This window comes from Kaistia granuli DSM 23481 (genome assembly GCF_000380505.1).
In the GTDB taxonomy this organism is placed as follows: domain Bacteria; phylum Pseudomonadota; class Alphaproteobacteria; order Rhizobiales; family Kaistiaceae; genus Kaistia; species Kaistia granuli.
This window is the reverse complement of the sequence record NZ_AQYH01000010.1, coordinates 591098-611438: the sequence shown is the minus strand read 5'-3', so window position 1 is coordinate 611438 and position 20341 is coordinate 591098. Positions and strand designations below refer to the sequence as shown.

The following is a 20341-nucleotide window of genomic DNA, read 5'->3' as shown; positions in this document are numbered from 1 at the left end:
ACGAACGATCGGGGGCTCAGTCGGCCACTGGCCGGACCGCCGCGCGGCCCGCCGAGGACAGGCCGCCGCAGCGCCAGACGCTATAGGGCGTCTCGCTGTCCCAATCGAAATAGTAGGCTGCCTCGACCCGACCGGTCTCGATGTCGGCATCGATGATCGAGCGAAGCTGGTTCACCTGCGCGGCCCGCTTGTCGTCTTCGATCGGGCAGGCCGGAGACGTATTGGCGACGCCCCACTCGGTGATCCAGCACGGCTTGCCGGCCGCCTCCGGTCCGCAGAAGGACAGAGCCTCGCGCACGAGCGCCTCTCGACGTGTCTTCGTGCCGGTGCCGCCCGGATAGACATGAATGCCATAAGCGTCGACGAGCTTGTCCAGCCCCCGCTCCTGCATGCGCGCCGTCCAGTCCGCCGCCGGGACGATCTCAAGCCCGATGCGGCGGGAGAACGGCACCGGCATGTCCGATAGACCGGCAGAGATCAGCTTGGCCTCGCGGTTGAGCTTGCTGGTGTCGAGTTCCTCCCGGGTCACCCGGACGATATCGACATAGCGGTCGAGCCCCAACGCCACCTTGGCAGGGTCGCTCGCCTTGCCGGCGCCGAAGGCGAGATCGCCATTGTAGCCGGCCCAGTTGATCTCGTTGCCAGGTTCGACCGCCACCAGCCGGACACCGATGTCGTCGAGCTTGGCCAGCGCGTCGCGAATGACTTTCCGGTACCCCTCGGGGTCGAGATCGGACAGCCGATAGGCGTCGAAGCTCTTGCCTTCGGCGGAACGCCGCTCGGTCGCTTCCGGATAGAAGGCTCGGTTGCTGAGCGAGATCTCCAGCAGGATGCGCAAGCCGGCCTCGTGGGCGAGGCGAACCGCATCGAGGCTGGGATCGACCGGCGCGCTCAGCGACAGCCGCACCGACACGACGCCGCTCCGTTTCATCGCATCGATGACGCGACTGCGCTCCGCCGGCTTCGCCCAGCCGAGATTGACCCGGTTGAAGCCGATTTCGGCAGCATCCGCCGGGACAACGCCGAGCCAGCCGATCATCCCGGCCATGACAGTCGGGATGACGCGGGCCGAACGGTTCGGTCTACGCCGGCTCATGAGCACGCGGGGTCGGCGCGGCCGCGGCGGTCGCGGGCTTTGCCGGCTGCGCCGCCTGCTTGATGCCGATATCGTTCAACGCCGTGCGGAAGTTCGTCTCGCAGGCGTCGTAGCGGTCGATCGAGGCTTGCGCGTCGATGGTCGACAGGAACTCCTTGAGATACGCCTTCTTCTGCGCCTCACGGTTCCAGATGCCGGCTTCGAGATGGGGGAAACCGATGAACTCCAGCATTTCGCGCATGCGGTCGTCGACCGCGATCATCAGCGACGGCACGCCGGCCTGCATGGTGATTATGCAGCCATGGAAGCGGCGGCCGAAGGAGAGATCCAGCTGCGACGCCCAGGTGCGCCAGCGGTTGGTGTCGAAGAAGACATGCAAGTCGTTCTTCCGTTGCCACTTTTCCTGGTGCTTGTATTCGAGCGGAGCGACGATGCGGCCGGAAGGCGCATCATAGGCGGGCGTCGCGTCATCGCCCTGGATGTTCATGTTGTAGACCACCACTTCGTCCTGAATGACGTAGTGGGCGGTGCTGTCGGGCTTCAGCAGGACATGCGCGTCGACAATCGTATCGGCGACGCTGCCGAGATAGCCGCCGAAGGCGATCTTCTGGGATTCGACCAGCTCGGGATTGGCCAGCTTTGTCAGGGCCTGGCGCATGCCGTCGGGATTGAAATAGAGCGACGGACAGCCGGTCGGCCGCACGAATTTCATCCCCTGCTCCTTCAGGAACTCGGAGGTGAAATAGCCGCGCGTCAGGAAATAGCTCTCCTTGGCCCGCAGCGCGTCGAGGAACTTCTGCGTGCCCGCCGGCAGGTCCTCCCGGAGGTTGGCCTTCTTCTGGATGCCGATGCCCATCACGACGACCGGCATTTTCAGCTTCTCGAAGACCTGCGCCTCGAGATCGGCCGAATAGCCGGGACGCAGCAGGTTGGCCGAGGCGAAAACGCAGATGTCGAACGAACGGCTGAGCTCGTCATACGCCTCTTGCGAGGCGAGGCTGTTGGCGAGGTGCCAGAATGGCACGTAGGTGACGTCATGCCCCTTGAGCGCCTGGCCAGCGCCCTCGCCGATCAGGTAGTTGCCGGTATTGGCGATTTTCTTGACCTGATCGATGACATCCTTCTTGGAGCGGATATCGTCGAAATAGGGCCGGTGTCGCACCGTCGCGCCCGAGGCGCTGGAGACGGTGCGCTGAAGGTAGGAAGGGATGCCGGTCAGCAGAATGCGCATGACGTTCGACCTTTTGAAACGATGATTGTCCGAAACGGGCTGTCGCCCTGCCCGCGCGCGAACGAGCCGGCGCGGGCTCGGGCGTGAGAACTAGTTCAGGCCGATGTCGCGCAACGTGGCGCGGAAGCTGCTCTCGCGCTCGTTGTACTTCTCCACCACCTGCGGAACGTTCAGATCCGCCAGGTGGTCGGCGACGAATTCGGCACGGTCGTTGGCGGCTTCGAGCGCCGAAGCCTCGACGGCCGGCAGGCCGGTGAAGCGCAGCATCTCCCGCATGCGGTCATCGACGGCGACCATCAGGCCGGGCACGCCAGACTGCAGGGCGATGATGTTGCCGTGGAAACGCCGGCCGATGGAGAAGTCCATCGACGAAGTCCAGGCGCGCCACTGGTTGGTATCGAAGAAGGTGTGCAGCTTCAGCTTGCGCTGCAGCTGATCCGAGGCCTTGTAGGCGAGATCACCGATCATCTGGCCCGAGGTCGAGTCATAGACGCGCCCCTCGCGGTTCGGCTCGACCTTCATGTCAAAATGCAGGAACTCGTCCTGCACGACGTAGAAGGATTCACTCTCCGGCTTGCTCAGCATGTTGACGTCGCGGACCGCCTCTTCCGTCGCTCCGAGATAGCCCGAGAAGACCGTCCGGCCGCTGCCGACCTTGACCTTCGGCAGCCGGCGCAGCGCCGTACGCATGTTGTCAGGCTGGAAATAGACGGAAGGGCAGCCTGTCGGCCGCACGAAGGAGAAACCGCGCGACTTGAGGAACTCTGCCGTCTCGTGGCCGCGGGTGAGGAAATAGTGCTCCTTGCCCTTGAGGACATCGAGCAGCTCCTGCGTGCCTTCCGGCAAGCCGGATTCGAGATCGGCGCGGTTCTGGATGCCGATGCCGAGCATGACGATCGGCATGTTGAGGTTCTTGAGCACCAGGGCTTCGGCGTCGGCCGAGAGGCCTTTGCGCAGAAGATTGGCGCAGGTGAAGACGCAGATGTCGAAGTTGGCGTTGATCTCATCGAGGCCGGTGCCGTTGGTGCAGGCATTGTGGAGATGCCAGAACGGCACCTGCGTCGCGTTCGATGGCATGGCGCGCAAGGCACCCTCGCCGATCAGGTAGTTGCCGGTATTGCTGATGTTGCTGAGCTCGCGCAGGAAGTCATCCTTGCTTTCCGGCTGCGGCTGCTGCTCGCCATAGTGCACCGTGGCGCCCTTGGCGCTGCGGACAAGCCTCGTGTAGTGGCCGGGAATTCCCGTGATCAGGATCCGCGAACGCATAGAAACGCACCTCTCCTCTTGTCCCGCCGCCGTCAGGCGACTGCCGGGACTTCAATCTCTGCAATGGGTTGGTCTGTCGGACGGCGCGGCGTCCGCGCAACGATCCGGGGTGTTGTGGTGACTGCCTGGTCGCACCAATCGACGAAGGGGCCGAAGGACGCCGCCCAGGAGCGGCCGGACGCCGTGAAAAGCCCGCCGTCGCGAAGCTGGCCGAGACGGTTCCGGTCCCGGGCAAGAGACTCCACGGCGGCCGCCAGGTCGGCGACGATCTTCAGATCGGCGTCTCCTTCGATCAGGATGCCGTCGCGTCCGTCGCTCACCAGCTCGTCGACGGCGCCGACCGCGGTCGCGACCGGCACGCAGCCGACCAGTTGGGCCTCGGCGATCATCAACGGCGCCCCCTCCCAGCGCGACGGCATGATCAGGATGTCGCCCCAGGCGAGCACGGTCGCGATCTCGCGGCCGCCAAAGATCGGCGGCCGGACGGCGACGCCGATTTCGCGGAGCTTCTCGGTCCAGGAGCTCGGCTGTTCGGCGAGAATTTCGCCGCCGACAGCCAGCGCCTCGAACGGGATGTTGCGGGCGCGCAGATCCTGCAGCGCCGCGTGGATGCGGTCGATGCCCTTCTGCGGCTCGAACCGCCCCATGTAGAGGATGCGCAAGGGCGCGTCCGGGGCCCGCGCCTGGCGGTTCTGCACAATCTCGGCAAGCATCTTCGGCTTGACCGAAATGCTGGGCGCGTTGGCGACCGCATAGATTTTCTCCAGCGGCACACCATAGCTGTGCAAATAGACCTTCAGTTGTTCCGAACAGGTCAGGAATGCGTCGTAGCAATGCTCGTGCGCGATGGCGGCGAAAGGCTGCCCAGCCGGACGGCGCAACGGCGTCTCGTCCACGACATGCAGATAGCAGGCCGTCCGCGCGCCGCCGGACCGCAGCTGCCCCATCAGGGGGTGCACGGCCATGACGTGATTGTTGATGATCAGGTCGAAGCCGGAGAGCAGGCCCTTCAGCGCATTCCAGTCGACATCATGATATTCGGCGATGAAGTCCTGGCCGAGGAAGCGGTTGGAGCCGCCCCAGGCCGGAATGCCCGACTTCCAGAAATGAATGTAGTCGAACGCGTCATCGAACTCGTCGAGCACGTCCATGCGCGCCGAGCCGAGCACGAAGAGATGCGTCTCGTAGCCCTCGGCCTTGAGTTCGCGCGCGGCCGCGAAGGCCACTTTCTCGGCGCCGCCGAACGAGGCATTCGGCACCAGCAGAGCCAGGGTCCGCCTGCCATCTTTGGAATGACCGAGCGGCAATACCGGCGAGCCTCCGATCTCCGTGCGGACCTGCTTGTAGAGCTCCGACAGCGCCGGAAGGCGCGAGGCGCGCCAAGTCCAACGCTTCGCCGCTACCGTCTGCAGCGGGCTGGTGGCGATCGTCTGCACCAGGTTGATGAGCGATTGCTCCGGGGTTGCGGAGGAACGCTTCTGCGAGGCCGCCGCGAAGGGGAAGCGGACCTTGAGCACCGCCACGGTTGGCCATACCTGATCGGCCGCGATCGAGCCGAGCCAGTCGAGCGCATTGTTGCGGATCGCGTCGCGGACGATGGTCGAAGAGACGAAGACGAGATCGGCCCGCCCCTTGCGGACATATCCGGAAGGCTGGATTTCCAGCTCAATGCCGCGCTCGGCCGCCACGTTGCCGATCTGAAGAAAGACGACGTTTGCCATCTCCGTCGCGCGCTCAAGATGGACGAGCAGACCGGGCCAGAGCCGCGACTGCTGCAGCAGCTTCAGCGTCTCGGCGCTGCCGGCGGCCATGAAGGGCGGAAAGTGCACATTGTCAGGCTCGGCCGTGCTTCCCCAGAACGCACGGATCGCCTCGTCAAAATCCAGCTTCGCTGGCGGCATGGTGGGGTCGGTGAAGCAGGCTATCGCCCCGTCGCCGGTCCTCAGCACCGCATAGCGCGGGCAATCCTCATGCTCGAAATCGATCAGCGTCGAACGACGGAACAGCGCCTTGTGCCGGCGGCGGAGAAAGCTCACCGAGGCGGCGCGGTCGCGGTTCGCTTCCTTGAACCGGCTCTCGGCGCGGAGGCGATATTCGAAGGCGGTGTCGTGGCATGGCGTCCCGACAAACCCGGCCTCGATGCAGGAGAGCCAGAACTCCCAATCCTCGAAGCCGTTCTGCCGGTCGCTGTCGAAGCGCACGCCGGCATGGAAGACCTCCATCGAGATCATCGAACCGGTGTCGCAGATATTGTCCGATACACAATGTGTCAGCCGCGAATAGCTGTCGCCGTAATGCGATCCCCAGCGCACCGCGAAAGTATCGATATTGGTATAGACCCAGCCGCACTGCTCGGCCTTGAGCCGCTGATACAGGACGTTGATGGTCGTCGGCAGCACACGGTTGTCGGCGTCGAGCAGATAGATCGCCTTCGCGTCCGGCAGATTGTCGACGACATAGTCGATCGCCCGATTGCGGGCACCGCCCGGCCCCGCATTGGGACCGAAGATGACATGCACATCCGCACGGCTCGCCGCGTAGAGCGTCAGCGCGTCGAATGCCTCGCGGCGCGGATCCCCGTCGACCGACACGACGATCTCGATACGACAGTCCGCCTTCGAGGCCAACGCCGACTCAAGCGCTTCGACGGCCAACGCCGAGTGGCCGTAGAGCGGCATGGCGATGACGACGAGATCGAGGGCCTCACTGCGCATGGGCAGTCTCCCCGCGCGGCTCGACATCGAAATGACGCACCAGGCGGAAGTCGAACACCTTCAGCCACGAGAAGTCGACGGAATCGCCCTTGGCCCGGCTCAGGATGACAAGGTTCATCATCCGCTGCGTCGGGGTATCGAGCATGATGTTGATGCTGACCGCCTCACCGGCCGCGACGTCGCGCCAGCCGCTGAAATAGGCCGAGCGGCGAGCAGTGCCTTCCCGCTCCAGAACCGCGATCTCCGAACGGAGATTGGCGGCGCTCGGCGCGAGGAGAAAGCCGACGAGCGCGGGCTTGCCTTCCGGATGGTCGATCATCGCCCGGGCAGCGAAACGGACGGTCCCCGGCGCCACGACATTGACGATGGCGCCGGCCGAGATCCCGGCCGGCAGCGGGTGGCAGACAATCGCATCCTCGTGCTCAAGGAAGCGGATTGTCTGGAAATCGGGCACGATCGGGCTCACCGACACGTCGGCAACGGCGCGCAGCGCGTCCAGAGGAAGGCGGTAGTCCTCGATGCGCCGTCCGCTCATCAGCGCGCTCGGCGCGATCGAGTTGGGCAGCGCGGTCGGGCGGACGCCCGGAACGCCGGAATAGATCTTGATCGCCAGCGGCCGATGATCGAGATCGCCATGCAGCGAGCGGGACCGGGCCGCATAGCGTCGGCTGGCGATCGGGTGGCCAAGCGAAGGCGCCGGCGGCTCCGCGCCGTTCGCCGAGACGCGCAGCCGGAGCGTGCGCGGGCTGCCGTCACAGGCCTTGGGCAGCGAGAAGAAATTCCAGTCGGCCGCGAGATCGGAGAACGGCACGATCCACTCGGCGACGCCCTCGCCGCTCTCGACATAGTCGAGCGTCACGATGACTTCGCCGCTGCCCTTCGCCACATGGCGGAAATGCAGCGCGAAACCGGAAACGCCGAAGCTGGACACCGGCAGCAACTGCTCGACCCAGCTTTCCCGCATCAACCGGCCGATGCCCTCGTCCTTGGGATCGACGAACGGATCATGCGCGAAGATCTCGCTGGCCGGCTCCCAGTTGCGGGCGCGGAACGCGTCTTCGAGCACGCGGAAATTCTCGAACAGGGTCTCGCGCTCGCGCCGCAGCATGACGAGTTCGGTCGACATCGTCTGCGCGTAGCTGGAAATGCGCCCGAGACCCGATTCGAGCACCGTCTGGACGAGAGCCGCCACACCCTCGACATCGCGGTCGATCCGGATGACGGGCGGCGCCGGAACGGTGGCCAGCTTGGCGAGCGCCGCCGAGGCAGCCTCGATCTCCTTGGCGCCCGCGGACGAGGCGACGACGGCGAGAACCGGATAGACGTTCCGCATCGTGCCATCGCTGCCGAAAACCTCGTCGGTATAGGTGACGAGATGAGCCAGAGGCCCGGCGGCCAGGCTGGCGCGATCGCTGGCGCCAGCAAGCACCATCCGCAAATTGGCCCTCGTTTGCGTGGGAAAAACCGGCTCGAGCTGGCTCTTGATAGGTTTGTTCACGTCGCAGCGTCCGTTCATGCACAGCAATCCAGTCGAAATCGCAACAAATACGATCAGACCATTCCGCTTGTTCTTCAGCTATCGCAATTAATATCGCCCCATTTTGCAACGCACAACAACGTTCTCAATAAATATTAATTGCTATTCTTTTGTATTATTGTTTCAAAATTCGAAACGGAATACGTCTGTCGTTTGTCGCAATTACTTGCTAGAGAAGAAGCATGATGATCAGAGACGAAAAACCGACGGATCACGAGGCTATAGGGGCACTCACCTCCGCCGCCTTCCGCGACCATCCGCACAGCCAGCAGACCGAGGCAGCACTGATCGTCGCGCTCCGGGAGGCCGGGGCGCTGACGATTTCTCTCGTCGCGGAAATGGATGGCAGGGTGGTCGGACACATCGCCTTCTCCCCCGTCACGATCGACGGAGAGGACAAGGGCTGGTTCGGGCTGGGGCCGGTCGCCGTCCTGCCGGAGTTTCAGGGAAACGGCATCGGCCGTGCCCTGATCGAGGCTGGTCTGGCGCGGCTGAAGGGAATGGGAGCCGCCGGATGCGTCCTGGTCGGCTACCCAGAATTCTACAAGCGTTTCGGCTTCAGGGCCGATCCACGCCTGACCTATGCAGGCGTGCCGCCGGAATACTTCATGGCGCTCGCCGTCGGCTCCGAAGGCGACTCAGCCGTCGAACTGCCCAGGGGCGAGGTGCGCTTTCACCCGGCTTTCGCAGAGGCCGGCTAGGCACAGATCAATGGTGCCGGGGCAAGCTGGCGCGGATGTTCTCGCGGCTCAGCACGCCCGCGAGGATGGCACCGAGCAGCGCGCAGACGACAAGTCCGAGGCCAGCCCAGAAGATGACGAAATAGGCACAACCGCCTGCGCTGCAGCCGACGTTCACAATGCGCTGCAACAGCATGCCGATGCCCACTCCGGTTCCGACACCGACGATTCCGCCGAAGATCAGACCGAAAAAGGCCGCGAAAGCGATACGCATGGTTTTGTCCTGAAATGGAATCAACTTGCCGGGAGGATTAGCACCGAACCGTGGCCGCGCCTGTGTCCTCAGTCACGCAGTCTTGTTATAGCTGACGTTCATTTCCGATTGGTTGACGCGGCCTTTCCGCCGACGGGAGATTTGTCCATGTCAGAACTCCAGATCGACGTCGTCACCGACATCGTCTGCCCATGGTGCTTCATCGGCGTCGTCCGGCTGCACAAGGTGCTGGCAAGGACGGGCAACCCCGATGCCCGGATCATCCACCACCCCTTCTTCCTCGATCCCGATGTCCCGATGGAGGGCATCGACGTCGCGGAGAAGTTGCGCAAGCGGTTTGGCGGCGACCCGTCCTCGATGTTTGCCCGCGTCGAGGCGGAAGCGCGCAAGAGCGGCATCGCCCTCGACCTGTCAAAGCAGCCCCGCCAACGCCCGACCGCGGCGGCGCACACACTGATCCGGCACGCGCTCGACAAGGGCACGCAGGATGCGCTGGCGACCGCCCTGTTCGAGGCGCATTTCATCGAGGCGCAGAACATCGCCGACCCGGCCGTGCTGGCGAAAGTCGCCGCCCGCTTTGGCTTCACCGAGGCGGAGGCGCTTCAACTAGCCACCGACTCGACCGAGTTGGAGGCAACGCGCGAGCAGGCCCTGGCGGCTGCCCAGGGCGGCATCAGCGGCGTGCCATTCTTCGTGTTCGGCCGACGCCTTGCCCTTTCAGGTTGCCAGCCGGAGGACGTCTTCGAGCAGGCACTCGCCCAGGCGAACGGAACCGGGGCTGAAGCGGCCGGCTGACGCATCGACAAGAAACTATCGGGAGACCCTGCATGGTCCGATCGTCCCACATCTTTCCGGTCCTCCGCTATCGCGACCCACGGGCGGCGATCAGCTTTCTCGTCAAAGGCTTCGGCTTCGAGCTTCAGGCCCTGCACGAAGGCCCGGATGGCGAGGTACTGCATGCCTGGCTGCGCTTCGGCCAGAACCTGGTCATGCTCGGCGGCTTCGATCCCGAGATCCTCGCCAGCGGGCGGACCGTGAGCGGCGGCATAGGGGGCATCTATGTGTCCGTCCGCTTCGTCGACGGGCATCACGACATGGCCGTGGCCGGCGGCGCCAAGATCACAAGCCCGCTCGCCGATACCGACTATGGTTCGCGGCAATATTCCTGCCGCGACATCGAAGGCTATGAGTGGACGTTCGGCACCTATGATCCACTCGGCGTCGACGGCAAGGTCGCCGACGCTTGAGTGTCTGCTACCATTTCGGCGCCGCTGGCTCAAAGCACCCGTCGGAAGAACCCCGGATACTGCGTCACGACACCGGAGGGCTCGGTCTCGATCTCGGCGCGAAAGGTGCCGTCGACCGCCTCGTAGAGATAGCGGCGGCCCGCCTCGATACAGGTATAACGTTGCTGATCGAGCGTGATTTCGAGATCGGGCAAGCGGACATATACCGCCGTGATCTCGGAGGACTGTCCCTCGGCGAGGCCGAGGCGTCGGATCGTCAGCATGTTGGTAACCGGACTTGCCGACAGGTCGACATCGATCGCGCCGACCAGCGCCGGCACGCGCTTGCCATCGCTGTTGCGCCAGAGGCCGTCGCCGTCCGAATGCAGGGCGATCGACGGTCCCCCGACAATGGCGACCCGCGCCTCGGCGAGATGGCCGTTCGGATGACAGGATAATTGGTAGTGGGCGGCGAAGCGTGCATCGCCGCCTGACAGTAGGGCCCCTTCGGCGACCGCGCCCGTGGCCCGATCGCTGAACACCATGTGCTCGGCGCCTTCGCCATCCCAACTCTGCCAGCGGACTGCTTTGGACATGGCGCGCTACCGATCCAGGCCGGCGACGAGAAGGTATTTCTTCTCGACGAACTCATCGATACCGAGATGGGAGCCCTCGCGGCCGTTGCCGGATTCCTTGACGCCGCCGAACGGCGCCAGCTCCGTCGAGATCAGGCCGGAATTGATGCCGACCATGCCGTATTCGAGCCCCTCGCCGACACGGAAGATGCGGCCGATGTCACGTGAATAGAAATAGGCCGCGAGACCGAATTCGGTGTCGTTCGCCGCGTGAACCACTTCGTCCTCGGTCTCGAACCTGAACACCGCTGCTACGGGCCCAAACGTCTCCTCGCGCGCAATCAGCATCTCCCGCGTCGCCCCGGTCAGGACGGTCGGTTCGAAGAACGAGCCCCCGCGCGAATGGCGATGCCCGCCGAGCACGATGGTCCCGCCCTTGGCCGTCGCATCCTTCAGATGTTCTTCCACCTTCAGGATCGCCTTGTCGTTGATCAGCGGCCCCTGGGTCACACCCGCATCCGCGCCGTCCCCGACACGCAGCTTTTCGACGGCGGCCTTGAGCTTCTCGACGAACGCGTCATGAATGCCGGCCTGGGCATAGATTCGGTTGGCGCAGACGCAGGTCTGCCCCATGTTGCGGAACTTCGACAGCATGGCCCCTTCGACGGCCGCGTCGAGATCGGCGTCGTCGAAGACGATGAAGGGCGCGTTGCCACCGAGTTCCAGCGCCACCTTCTTCACGGTCGTCGACGCCTGCTTCATCAGTTGCTTGCCGACCTCCGTCGAGCCGGTGAAGTTCACGAGCCGGATCGCCGGATGCGACGTCAGCACGCCGCCGATCTCGCCCGAATTGCCGGTGACGACATTGAAGACCCCCTTCGGAATGCCGGCGCGATCCGCCAGCTCCGCCAGCGCCAGCGCGGTCAGTGGCGTCTCGGAGGCCGGCTTCAGCACAACCGTGCAGCCGGCGGCGAGAGCCGGCGCCACCTTGCGGGTGATCATGGCGGCCGGGAAGTTCCACGGCGTGATCGCCGCCACCACCCCGGTTGGCTGGCGCAGCACCAGGATGCGCGCGTCGGCGCGATGGCTCGGCAAGGTCTCGCCGGCGATGCGCTTCGCCTCCTCGGCGTAGAACTCGATATAGGCATTAGCATACTCGATCTCACCCTTTGCCTCGGCGAGCGGCTTGCCCTGTTCCGAGGTCAGGATGCGGGCGAGATCATCGTGATGGGCCCGCACCCGCTCGAACCATTGCCGGATCAGCCGCGAGCGTTCCTTCGCCGTCTTCGCCGCCCAGCCCTTGAACGCGGCGGCCGCCGCGTCGACGGCCTTGGTGGTCTCGTCAGCACCGAATTTTGGCACGTGGCTGAGAACGTCGCCGGTCGCCGGATTTGTCACGGCGATCGTGCCCTTGCCGATCCAGGCGCCATCGACATAGCACTGGTCCTTGACCAGCGTCGGGTCGATGAGCCTCAGGGTCTTGACGGTCGACGTGTCCATGGCGCTACTCCCTTGCAACGTTTGGCCAACGGCAGACGCGGCACGCCGTTCCATCCATCGCTAGGATAGCGCGGCGAAGGCGGGACCGCCATGGAAGCGCGCGCCCCGCAACCCGCCGACAATCGCCCGTCGTCGCCGCCATCGCCCGGCTCGAAGGAGGTTCCATGCGCCTGATCCGCCAACTCGCCGCCACGACGGCGATCCTCCTGTCCCTCGCTTGTGCAACGCCGGCCGGAGCGGCGGTTTCAGCGCCGGAGGCGAGGCTCGAGACGCTCTTCGCTTCGGACAGGATCAAGCCGGACGCCTTCAGCGCGAGCTTTCTTGCCGACGTCCCCGCTGCGGAAGTGGCGCGCCTGATCGCGGGGCTGACGGACGCGCACGGCCCCCTACAGAGCATCGTCCCGGACGGCAGCGGCTTTCTGGTCCGCCTGACGAGGGCGACGGTTCACGCGAGCATCACGCTCGACGCGCAAGGCAAGATCACCGGCCTCTGGTTCGGCCCGGCCGCCGTCCTCGGTGGCATCGCGGACCACGCCGCCTCGATCCGGGCCCTCCCCGGTGCAACGACGCTCCTCGTCCTCAGCGACGGCAAGGAGGAAATCGCCCATCTGGCCGATGAGCCGTTCGCCGTCGGATCGGCGGCGAAACTGGCGATACTCGCCGCTTTGCAGACGGAGATCGCGCAGGGCAAGCTGACCTGGGATCAGGCCGTGCCGCTCAAGCCGGCCTGGAAATCCCTGCCAACCGGGATCCTGCAGGACTGGCCGGCGGGCACGCCGCTGACCGTCGCCACCCTCGCCAATCTGATGATCTCGATCAGCGACAACACGGCCACCGACGCGTTGATCGACATCCTCGGCCGCGAGGCGGTCGAAGCCGTCACACCCGCCAATGCGCCGTTCCCGACGACGCGGCAGTTCTTCACGCTGAAGACGGAGGACAACGGCGCGCTGCGCGCCGCATGGCGGAGCGGCGATGCCGCCGCGCGCCGCGCCATCCTGGCTGGCATCGCCGATGCGCCGCTGCCGTCCGCGATCAGCTCGACCACGACGCACGAAGTCGAGTGGTTCATGTCGGCGCGGGAGCTCTGCCGCCTGCTCGATGCGACGGCTGCCCTGCCCGCGTTTGACATCAATCCCGGCGTGGCCAGGCCGGATCAATGGCGGGATATCGCCTTCAAGGGCGGCTCGGAGATCGGCGTCCTCAACCTGTCGAGCCGCGTCGTCGGCCAGGACGGACGCGTTCATTGCGTCGTCGCAAGCTGGAACGATGATGAGGCGCTTGACGATGAACGCCTGATTGCCCCCTATCGGGCCATCCTCGCCCGCCTCGCCGTACCGGAGAAGGATTGACCATGCGCCAGGTGACCGTCGCCGCGACACAGATGGAATGCGACTGGGATCGCGCCGGCAATGTCGCGCGCGCCGAACGGCTGATCCGCCAGGCGGCGGCGCAGGGCGCCGACATCGTCCTGATCCAGGAATTGTTCGAGACACCCTATTTCTGCCAGGACCAGTTCCACGACCATTTCAACCTGGCGCAGCCTTTCGACGGCAATCCGCTGATTGCCCATTTCGCCGCGTTGGCGGCCGAGCTCTCGGTCGTCCTGCCGGTCAGCTATTTCGAGCGCGCCGGCCAGACCGCCTATAACAGCATCGCCATCGTCGATGCCGATGGCTCGGTGCTCGGCAATTATCGCAAGAGCCATATCCCGGACGGGCCGGGCTACACGGAAAAATTCTATTTCTCGCCCGGCGATACCGGGTTTCGCGTCTGGCCGACACGGTTCGGTACGATCGGCGTCGGTATCTGCTGGGATCAATGGTTTCCGGAAAGTGCGCGGGCCATGGCGCTCGCCGGCGCCGAGATCCTGTTCTATCCGACCGCCATCGGGTCGGAGCCGCAGGATGCCTCGCTCGATTCCGCAGCGCATTGGCAGCGCGTCATGCAGGGCCATGCCGGCGCCAATCTGATGCCGCTGGTCGCCTCGAACCGGATCGGCACTGAGCGCGGCCTGAACGGTACCGAGATCACCTTCTACGGCTCGTCCTTCATCGCCGATCCGACCGGCGCCAAGCTGGCCGAGGCGGATCGCGCCAGCGAAACGATCCTGACGGCTACCTTCGATCTCGACGCGATAGCCCATCAGCGTCGCTCCTGGGGTGTGTTCCGCGATCGCCGGCCGGAGCTCTACGGCGCGCTGACCACACTGGATGGTCGTCACCCGCATCGCGCCGCGACCTGAGACGGGCAACCGCAGGCTAGCCGACGCCAGAGGGATAGGAACGAACTGCCTCATCCCACCGGCTCCGCAGGGCTTGGACGAACGTCGCGAGCCCTCGCCTTGGCTCAGCCTTTCACGAAGGCGAGCAGATCGGGATTGATGATGTCGGGGTGCGTGGTGCACATCCCGTGCGGCAGCCCCCTGTAGACTTTCAGCGTGCCGTTCTTCAGCAACTTGATCGATTTCAGCGCCGCATCGGCGATCGGCACGATCTGGTCGTCATCGCCGTGCATCACCAGGACCGGCACCTCGATCGCTTTCAGATCCTCGGTGAAGTCGGTTTCGGAGAAGGCCTTGATGCAATCATATTGCGCCTTGGCGCCGCCGATCATGCCCTGCCGCCACCAATTGTTGATTATGCCCTGGCTTACGGCGGCGCCAGGCCGGTTGAAGCCGTAGAACGGGCCGGTCGGCACCTCGACATAGAACTGCGCCCGATTGGCCACGAGGGCGGCGCGGAAGCTGTCGAAGACTTCGAGCGGCAGGCCTTCCGGATTCTGGGCGGACTTGACCATGATGGGAGGCACCGCGCCGATCAGAACCGCCTTGCTCACACGTCCGGGCCGGGCGCGCGCGACGTAGCGCGCCACCTCGCCACCCCCGGTCGAGTGGCCGATATGCACCGCGTTCTTGAGATCCAGAGCCTCGACAAGTTCAGCCACGTCGGCGGCATAGGTGTCCATCTCGTTGCCGACAGCCGTCTGTGTCGAGCGGCCATGACCACGCCGGTCATGAGCGATGATACGATAACCCTCGCCGAGGAAGAACAGCATCTGATTGTCCCAATCGTCGGCGCAGAGCGGCCAGCCGTGATGGAAGACGATCGGCGGCGCCTCCTTGGCGCCCCAGTCCTTGTAGAAGATCGCGGTACCGTCCTTCGTCGTGATCATGCTCATGATGCCACTCCCTAGGCGGGGCGACGGGATCGGCGCCCTCGGACTACAGACAACCGTTCAGCATGTACCGCTCGCTCGCGCCCCTTCAACCCGGCGAAACCAGCTCGGTATGCCCATCCATTTCCTTCAGAAGCTGCCGCAACTGACTGATATCGCTGATAACATGATCCGCATAAGGCCCCAGTTGGTTCGCCAGCATGAAGCCGCTTTCAACGCCGATCCCGACAACGCCAGCCGCCCGCGCCGCATGCATGTCATGCAGCGTATCGCCGATCAGCGCCGTCTCCTCGGGCTGGAAGCCGAAGCGCTCCATGAACGCCACGACCTGCCCTGCCTCTGGCTTGCGGCCATGGCCTGAATCATAGCCGAGGATCGCATCAAACCAGTGCGCGAGGCCCAGCCGCTCGCACTGCGCCTTGGCACCGAGTTCGGAATCATTGGTGATCACGCCGAGCCGATAGCCGTCCGCACGCAGCGCCTCGAAGATCAGTGCCGGCTCGCCAATCGGCGTCGCGGCGTGCAGCGTCGCCTCGTGGAAGAGCGAGCGCAGCCGTTCGTCGAACGACGCGTCCCCGGCGGGCATGCCCAGCGCTGCGGCCCAGAGCGGGCTCAATTCGCCGACGGAGCTGCCGACAAAGGGCGAGGTCGGCAACAGCACCGAGCGATCGAGGTCATAGCCCACGATCTTCGCCAACCGGCGCGCCATTCCGCTGTCGCCTTCCGACAGCGCTGCGATCACCTCCCCGGTGGCGGCGTTCCACGTCTTGGCGAAATCGAGAAAGGTCCCGTCCTTGTCGAACAGGAGCGCGCGCAGCTGCATGGCTTGATCCGTTGAAAGTCCTTGGCACCGTGGTCTAGCACGCTTGCGCCGGCGGGGCATTCGCGCTTCCGTAGCGCGGGTTTCATCTAGCCAGAACGAGCATCATGTCCGCAACGCTCACCAGCCTCCCCCGCGACGACGGCTTTCGCATGCCGGCCGAATGGGAGCCGCATGCCGGCACCTGGATGATCTGGCCGGAGCGGCCTGACAATTGGCGGCTCGGAGCGAAGCCCGCGCAGCAGGCCTTCGCCGCCGTGGCAACGGCCATCGCTGAGGCCGAGCCCGTGACGATGCTGGTGTCGGCCGGTCAGTGGGAAAACGCGCGCCAGCGCCTGCCGACCCATATCCGTCTCGTCGAGACGACGACCAACGACGCCTGGTGCCGCGATACGGGGCCAAGCTTCATCGTCAGCGAGGATGGTCGCCTGCGCGGCAATGACTGGCGCTTCAACGCCTGGGGCGGTTTTGCCGGCGGGCTCTACTCGCCCTGGGACCAGGACGACCGCGTCGCCGCCAAGATCCTCGAGATCGAGCGCGCACAGCGCTATCGCGCACCCTTCATCCTGGAAGGCGGCGCCATCCATGTCGATGGCGAAGGCACGCTGCTGACGACCGAGGAATGCCTGCTCAATCCCAATCGCAACCCCTACCTGGATCGCAGCGAGATCGAGGAGCATCTCGCTGGCCGGCTCGGTGTCACCAAAACGATCTGGCTCGGCCCCGGCCTGTTCCATGACGAGACCAACGGCCATATCGACAACCTCGCCTGCTTCGCGCGGCCGGGCGTCGTGGCGCTGACCTGGTGCGAAGATCCCGACGATCCGCAATATGCGATCTCGCACGATGCCCATGACCGCCTGGCGAGCGCGACGGACGCGCGCGGGCGAAAGCTGGAGATCGTCAAGCTGCCTATGCCGGGACCGCTCTACATGACCGACTCCGAAGCGGCCGGCATCGACGTTTCCGAAGGCAGCGCCGAACGGGGTGGCGGCGCCCGCCTCGCCGCATCCTACGCGAACTACTACATCGCGAACGGTCTTGTGGTCATGCCGCTGCTCGATCCGAAGACGGACGAGGCCGCGATGGAGATGCTCGCCGCCCTGCACCCGGATCGCCGCATCGTCGGCATCGAGGCGCGCGAAATCCTGCTCGGCGGCGGCAACATCCACTGCATCACGCAGCAGCAACCGGTGGGAACGCCCGGCTAGTCCGTCGGCGCATAAAAATGGCTCCCGGCGCGATCATCGCGCACGGGAGCCCAAAGAACACCCTGCGGACGAGCCGCAGAGGGATTGCGAAATCAGCCCTTCAGGATGCTGCGGCCGGCATACTGTGCCTGCACGCCGAGCTGCTCCTCGATACGGATGAGCTGGTTGTACTTGGCAGTCCGGTCGGAACGAGCCAGCGAGCCGGTCTTGATCTGCCCGCAGTTGGTCGCGACCGCGAGATCGGCGATGGTCGAATCCTCGGTCTCGCCCGAGCGGTGCGACATCACGGCGGTGTAGCCAGCGCGGTGCGCCATCGACACGGCGTCGAGCGTCTCGGTCAGCGAGCCGATCTGGTTGACCTTGACCAGGATGGAATTGGCCGTTGCTTCCTTGATGCCGCGCGACAGGCGCGTCGTGTTGGTGACGAAGAGATCGTCGCCGACCAGCTGTACCTTGTTGCCGATCGCGTCGGTCAGGCCCTTCCAGCCGGCCCAGTCGTCCTCGCTCATGCCATCCTCGATCGAGATGATCGGGAACTTCGAGGCGAGATCGGCCAGATAGGCGACCTGCTCGTCGATGGTGCGGACGACGCCTTCACCCTCGTAATTGTACTTGCCGTCCTTGAAGAACTCCGTCGCGGCGCAGTCGAGGCCGAGATAGATGTCCTCGCCCAGACGGTAGCCGGCCTTCTCGATCGACTTGGCGACGAAGTCGAGGGCAGCGGTGGCCGACGGCAGGTTCGGGGCGAAGCCGCCCTCGTCGCCGACATTGGTGTTGTGGCCGGCGTCCTTGAGGGCCTTCTTCAGGGTGTGGAACACTTCGGAGCCCCAGCGCACGGCTTCCGCCAGCGTCGGCGCGCCGACGGGGAGGATCATGAATTCCTGGAAGTCGATCGGATTGTCGGCATGGGCGCCGCCATTGATGATGTTCATCATCGGCACCGGAAGGATCTTGGCGTTGACGCCGCCGACATAACGGTAGAGCGGCTGGCCCGAAGCCTCGGCAGCGGCCTTGGCCAGCGCCAGCGAGACGCCGAGAATGGCGTTGGCGCCGAGGCGAGCCTTGTTCGGCGTGCCGTCGAGATCGATCATCGTGCCGTCGATCATCGCCTGGTCTTCGGCTTCCATGCCGCCGATCGCGTCGAAGATCTCGCCATTGACGGCCTCGACCGCCTTCAGCACGCCCTTGCCCTGATACTTGGACTTGTCGCCGTCGCGCAATTCGACCGCCTCATGCGCACCCGTCGAGGCGCCCGACGGAACGGCGGCGCGGCCGAGCGAGCCATCCTCCAGCAGGACATCGACTTCGACCGTCGGATTGCCGCGGCTGTCGAGGATCTGGCGGGCGGTGATATCGATGATGGCGGTCATGCGGAAATCCTTGTTTTCGGACGGATCGGCTCAGCTCTCGCAGCTTCTAGCCTGCCGCGACAGAAGGCGGAAGAGGATGGGAGAGAAACTGTGACCGTCGCGGTGTGCCTGCGCAACACAATGGCGGCCATTTCGTCAGGGGAGCGGCGAACATTCCGCGCTTGCTGTTGCCTTCCGTCTCGCATCGGAAGATGAAGGCGGCATGACGACGCTCCTCATCACCGATGGCGACCAGACCGCCGACCTCCTCGCCGCAGCGGGTAGCCGCGCCATCATCCTGCCGTGGCGCGACGCCCTGCATGACGGCCCCATTCCGGCCCTCGACACGCTGGAGGCGCTCTCCGCCGTGCGGGCCGAGCATCTGGCCTCGGTGTTCAAGTTCGATCCGGGGACCGTCGCCGCGACGTTCGGCGAACGCGACGCAGTCATGCGCCGCCACGCCGAATTCGATCGGATCGAGCTGTGGTTCGAGCATGACCTCTATGACCAGCTGCAATTGCTGCAGGTGCTGGACTTCTTCGCCCGGGAGGAGCGGACCGAGGGTATCGTCATCGTCCAGGCGGACAGCTTCTTCGCGCTGGAGCGACCGGATACGGTGATGCGCTTCGCCATCGACGGCATGCGCGTCAGCCCGGCCGTGCTCAACACGGCCAGGACGATCTGGGACGAGCTGACGGCGCCGACGCCCGAGGCGATCGCCAAGCGCGCGACCAAGCCGATCCGGGGCTTCCCCTTCCTGCAAGCGGCGCTCGCCCGCTTCCTCGAGGAACTGCCGCAGCCCGGCACCGGCCTCAACCGCACTGAGATGCGCCTGCTCGACGCCGTCGGCATGGAGGAGATGTCGCCGGCAGCTTTGTTCCATCAGGCGCGCGAGGCCGAGGAAGCACCGTTCATGGGGACGTGGCCGTTCTACGCGGTGATCGATTCGCTCGCCTTTTGCGACTTCCCGCTGCTCAGGGGCGTACATGCGCCCTATTCGCATGCCGATTCGGAAGTTCATGCCGAGTACGTGACGGCGCCGCTGTCGCTGACGGATGTCGGCGAGGACATCCTGTCCGGCGCCCAGGACCAGGTATCGACGAACGGCATCAAGCGCTGGTGGGGCGGCACCGAGCTGAACGGCTTCAAATCGTGGCGGTTCAACCGCGAAACACGAACGCTGCTCGACCCGCGCTAGGGAGGGAACGATGAGCGAGGCTGAATTGCAGCTGGGACGGAGCGTCGGCATCGCCGAGAGCCCGGACAAGGCCGAGCTCGATCGCGTCCCCAACCCGCACACGGATACGCTCTATGTCGCGCGCTTCACAGTGCCGGAGTTCACCTCGCTCTGCCCAGTCACCGGGCAGCCGGACTTCGCCCATCTGGTGATCGACTATGTGCCGAAGGACTGGCTGGTCGAATCGAAATCGCTGAAGCTCTACCTGCAATCGTTCCGCAATCATGGCGCGTTCCACGAGGACTGCGCCGTGGCGATCGGCAAGCGCATCATCGGCTTGCTCGACCCGCACTGGTTGCGCATCGGCGGTTACTGGTATCCGCGCGGCGGCATCCCGATCGACGTGTTCTGGCAAAGCGGCCCGGTGCCGGCGGATGTCTGGCTGCCGGACCAGGGCGTCGCGCCCTATCGCGGCCGCGGCTAGCACCGAGAAAAGAGATCCTCACAG

At 65.1% G+C, this 20341-nt stretch carries 19 protein-coding genes; 8 read left to right on the top strand and 11 right to left on the bottom strand.

Features of this window, described 5'->3' with window-relative positions:
• Positions 1-16: 16 nt before the first annotated feature.
• The 5 genes from G342_RS0118010 to G342_RS24575 all read right to left on the bottom strand — a co-directional run bounded on the left by G342_RS0118010 (position 17) and on the right by G342_RS24575 (position 7739).
• Entirely contained in the window at positions 17-1096 is a 1080-nt protein-coding gene (locus G342_RS0118010; protein WP_156830998.1) for a glycoside hydrolase, read from the bottom strand.
• Positions 1083-2327, bottom strand: coding sequence for a polysaccharide pyruvyl transferase family protein (locus G342_RS24580; RefSeq protein WP_018184567.1), 1245 nt, complete (start codon positions 2325-2327; stop codon positions 1083-1085). The genes G342_RS0118010 and G342_RS24580 overlap by 14 nt, the downstream gene beginning before the upstream one ends.
• 90 nt (positions 2328-2417) lie before the next feature.
• The gene (locus G342_RS0118000) at positions 2418-3593 is read right to left on the bottom strand and encodes a polysaccharide pyruvyl transferase family protein (RefSeq protein ID WP_018184566.1); all 1176 of its coding nucleotides are present in this window, start codon (positions 3591-3593) and stop codon (positions 2418-2420) included.
• Between the two features lie 32 nt (positions 3594-3625).
• Complete coding sequence (locus G342_RS0117995) at positions 3626-6307, bottom strand: glycosyltransferase (RefSeq protein ID WP_018184565.1); 2682 nt, start codon at positions 6305-6307, stop codon at positions 3626-3628.
• On the bottom strand, positions 6297-7739 hold the full coding sequence (locus G342_RS24575; protein WP_018184564.1) for a DUF6212 domain-containing protein: 1443 nt from the start codon (positions 7737-7739) through the stop codon (positions 6297-6299). Before G342_RS24575 ends, G342_RS0117995 begins: the two co-directional genes overlap by 11 nt.
• Before the next feature lie 287 nt (positions 7740-8026).
• On the opposite strand from G342_RS24575, the gene G342_RS0117985 reads away from it, so the two are divergent.
• Positions 8027-8545: a GNAT family N-acetyltransferase gene (locus G342_RS0117985; protein ID WP_018184563.1), complete on the top strand. Its 519-nt coding sequence runs from the start codon at positions 8027-8029 to the stop codon at positions 8543-8545.
• A 7-nt stretch (positions 8546-8552) separates the two neighbouring features.
• Here the strand turns inward: G342_RS0117985 and G342_RS0117980 are convergent, their stop codons facing one another.
• Positions 8553-8798 carry a hypothetical protein gene (locus G342_RS0117980; RefSeq protein WP_018184562.1) on the bottom strand — a complete coding sequence of 82 codons (246 nt, stop codon included), beginning with the start codon at positions 8796-8798 and terminating at the stop codon, positions 8553-8555.
• A 147-nt stretch (positions 8799-8945) separates the two neighbouring features.
• On the opposite strand from G342_RS0117980, the gene G342_RS0117975 reads away from it, so the two are divergent.
• Together G342_RS0117975 and G342_RS0117970 are read left to right on the top strand one after the other, a co-directional pair.
• Entirely contained in the window at positions 8946-9593 is a 648-nt protein-coding gene (locus G342_RS0117975; protein WP_018184561.1) for a DsbA family oxidoreductase, read from the top strand.
• Between the two features lie 32 nt (positions 9594-9625).
• Positions 9626-10045, top strand: coding sequence for a VOC family protein (locus G342_RS0117970; RefSeq protein ID WP_018184560.1), 420 nt, complete (start codon positions 9626-9628; stop codon positions 10043-10045).
• 29 nt (positions 10046-10074) lie between these two features.
• On the opposite strand, the gene G342_RS0117965 is transcribed toward G342_RS0117970, so the two are convergent.
• Together G342_RS0117965 and G342_RS0117960 are read right to left on the bottom strand one after the other, a co-directional pair.
• Positions 10075-10620: a putative glycolipid-binding domain-containing protein gene (locus G342_RS0117965; protein ID WP_018184559.1), complete on the bottom strand. Its 546-nt coding sequence runs from the start codon at positions 10618-10620 to the stop codon at positions 10075-10077.
• A gap of 6 nt (positions 10621-10626) precedes the next feature.
• On the bottom strand, positions 10627-12099 hold the full coding sequence (locus tag G342_RS0117960) for an NAD-dependent succinate-semialdehyde dehydrogenase (protein ID WP_018184558.1): 1473 nt from the start codon (positions 12097-12099) through the stop codon (positions 10627-10629).
• 164 nt (positions 12100-12263) lie between these two features.
• On the opposite strand from G342_RS0117960, the gene G342_RS0117955 reads away from it, so the two are divergent.
• Both G342_RS0117955 and aguB read left to right on the top strand, forming a co-directional pair.
• Positions 12264-13451: a serine hydrolase gene (locus tag G342_RS0117955; RefSeq protein ID WP_018184557.1), complete on the top strand. Its 1188-nt coding sequence runs from the start codon at positions 12264-12266 to the stop codon at positions 13449-13451.
• Positions 13452-13453: 2 nt separating this feature from the next.
• Positions 13454-14344, top strand: a complete 891-nt coding sequence (gene aguB, locus G342_RS0117950; RefSeq protein WP_018184556.1) for an N-carbamoylputrescine amidase — start codon at positions 13454-13456, stop codon at positions 14342-14344.
• 104 nt (positions 14345-14448) lie between these two features.
• Here aguB and G342_RS0117945 read toward each other — a convergent pair whose 3' ends face one another.
• Positions 14449-15279 (bottom strand): alpha/beta fold hydrolase, encoded by an 831-nt coding sequence (locus G342_RS0117945; RefSeq protein WP_018184555.1) that lies wholly within the window; start codon positions 15277-15279, stop codon positions 14449-14451.
• An 85-nt stretch (positions 15280-15364) separates the two neighbouring features.
• Positions 15365-16099, bottom strand: coding sequence for an HAD family hydrolase (locus G342_RS0117940; protein ID WP_018184554.1), 735 nt, complete (start codon positions 16097-16099; stop codon positions 15365-15367).
• A gap of 104 nt (positions 16100-16203) precedes the next feature.
• On the opposite strand from G342_RS0117940, the gene aguA reads away from it, so the two are divergent.
• The gene (aguA, locus tag G342_RS0117935) at positions 16204-17307 is read left to right on the top strand and encodes an agmatine deiminase (RefSeq protein WP_018184553.1); all 1104 of its coding nucleotides are present in this window, start codon (positions 16204-16206) and stop codon (positions 17305-17307) included.
• Positions 17308-17399: 92 nt separating this feature from the next.
• Here aguA and eno read toward each other — a convergent pair whose 3' ends face one another.
• Positions 17400-18677 carry a phosphopyruvate hydratase gene (eno, locus tag G342_RS0117930; protein WP_018184552.1) on the bottom strand — a complete coding sequence of 426 codons (1278 nt, stop codon included), beginning with the start codon at positions 18675-18677 and terminating at the stop codon, positions 17400-17402.
• Between the two features lie 202 nt (positions 18678-18879).
• Here eno and G342_RS24570 point away from each other — a divergent pair, with 202 nt between their 5' ends.
• Positions 18880-19854 (top strand): hypothetical protein, encoded by a 975-nt coding sequence (locus G342_RS24570; RefSeq protein ID WP_018184551.1) that lies wholly within the window; start codon positions 18880-18882, stop codon positions 19852-19854.
• A gap of 10 nt (positions 19855-19864) precedes the next feature.
• Positions 19865-20317 carry a preQ(1) synthase gene (queF, locus tag G342_RS0117920; protein WP_018184550.1) on the top strand — a complete coding sequence of 151 codons (453 nt, stop codon included), beginning with the start codon at positions 19865-19867 and terminating at the stop codon, positions 20315-20317.
• Positions 20318-20341 lie beyond the last annotated feature (24 nt).

What these genes read in the sequence shown, in the direction of transcription:
- G342_RS0118010 (WP_156830998.1), bottom strand. Translation starts at nt 1,096, where the DNA reads ATGAGCCGGCGTAGACCGAACCGTTCGGCCCGCGTCATCCCGACTGTC.
- G342_RS24580 (WP_018184567.1), bottom strand. Translation starts at nt 2,327, where the DNA reads ATGCGCATTCTGCTGACCGGCATCCCTTCCTACCTTCAGCGCACCGTC.
- G342_RS0118000 (WP_018184566.1), bottom strand. Translation starts at nt 3,593, where the DNA reads ATGCGTTCGCGGATCCTGATCACGGGAATTCCCGGCCACTACACGAGG.
- G342_RS0117995 (WP_018184565.1), bottom strand. Translation starts at nt 6,307, where the DNA reads ATGCGCAGTGAGGCCCTCGATCTCGTCGTCATCGCCATGCCGCTCTAC.
- G342_RS24575 (WP_018184564.1), bottom strand. Translation starts at nt 7,739, where the DNA reads ATGGTGCTTGCTGGCGCCAGCGATCGCGCCAGCCTGGCCGCCGGGCCT.
- G342_RS0117985 (WP_018184563.1), top strand. Translation starts at nt 8,027, where the DNA reads ATGATGATCAGAGACGAAAAACCGACGGATCACGAGGCTATAGGGGCA.
- G342_RS0117980 (WP_018184562.1), bottom strand. Translation starts at nt 8,798, where the DNA reads ATGCGTATCGCTTTCGCGGCCTTTTTCGGTCTGATCTTCGGCGGAATC.
- G342_RS0117975 (WP_018184561.1), top strand. Translation starts at nt 8,946, where the DNA reads ATGTCAGAACTCCAGATCGACGTCGTCACCGACATCGTCTGCCCATGG.
- G342_RS0117970 (WP_018184560.1), top strand. Translation starts at nt 9,626, where the DNA reads ATGGTCCGATCGTCCCACATCTTTCCGGTCCTCCGCTATCGCGACCCA.
- G342_RS0117965 (WP_018184559.1), bottom strand. Translation starts at nt 10,620, where the DNA reads ATGTCCAAAGCAGTCCGCTGGCAGAGTTGGGATGGCGAAGGCGCCGAG.
- G342_RS0117960 (WP_018184558.1), bottom strand. Translation starts at nt 12,099, where the DNA reads ATGGACACGTCGACCGTCAAGACCCTGAGGCTCATCGACCCGACGCTG.
- G342_RS0117955 (WP_018184557.1), top strand. Translation starts at nt 12,264, where the DNA reads ATGCGCCTGATCCGCCAACTCGCCGCCACGACGGCGATCCTCCTGTCC.
- aguB (WP_018184556.1), top strand. Translation starts at nt 13,454, where the DNA reads ATGCGCCAGGTGACCGTCGCCGCGACACAGATGGAATGCGACTGGGAT.
- G342_RS0117945 (WP_018184555.1), bottom strand. Translation starts at nt 15,279, where the DNA reads ATGAGCATGATCACGACGAAGGACGGTACCGCGATCTTCTACAAGGAC.
- G342_RS0117940 (WP_018184554.1), bottom strand. Translation starts at nt 16,099, where the DNA reads ATGCAGCTGCGCGCGCTCCTGTTCGACAAGGACGGGACCTTTCTCGAT.
- aguA (WP_018184553.1), top strand. Translation starts at nt 16,204, where the DNA reads ATGTCCGCAACGCTCACCAGCCTCCCCCGCGACGACGGCTTTCGCATG.
- eno (WP_018184552.1), bottom strand. Translation starts at nt 18,677, where the DNA reads ATGACCGCCATCATCGATATCACCGCCCGCCAGATCCTCGACAGCCGC.
- G342_RS24570 (WP_018184551.1), top strand. Translation starts at nt 18,880, where the DNA reads ATGACGACGCTCCTCATCACCGATGGCGACCAGACCGCCGACCTCCTC.
- queF (WP_018184550.1), top strand. Translation starts at nt 19,865, where the DNA reads ATGAGCGAGGCTGAATTGCAGCTGGGACGGAGCGTCGGCATCGCCGAG.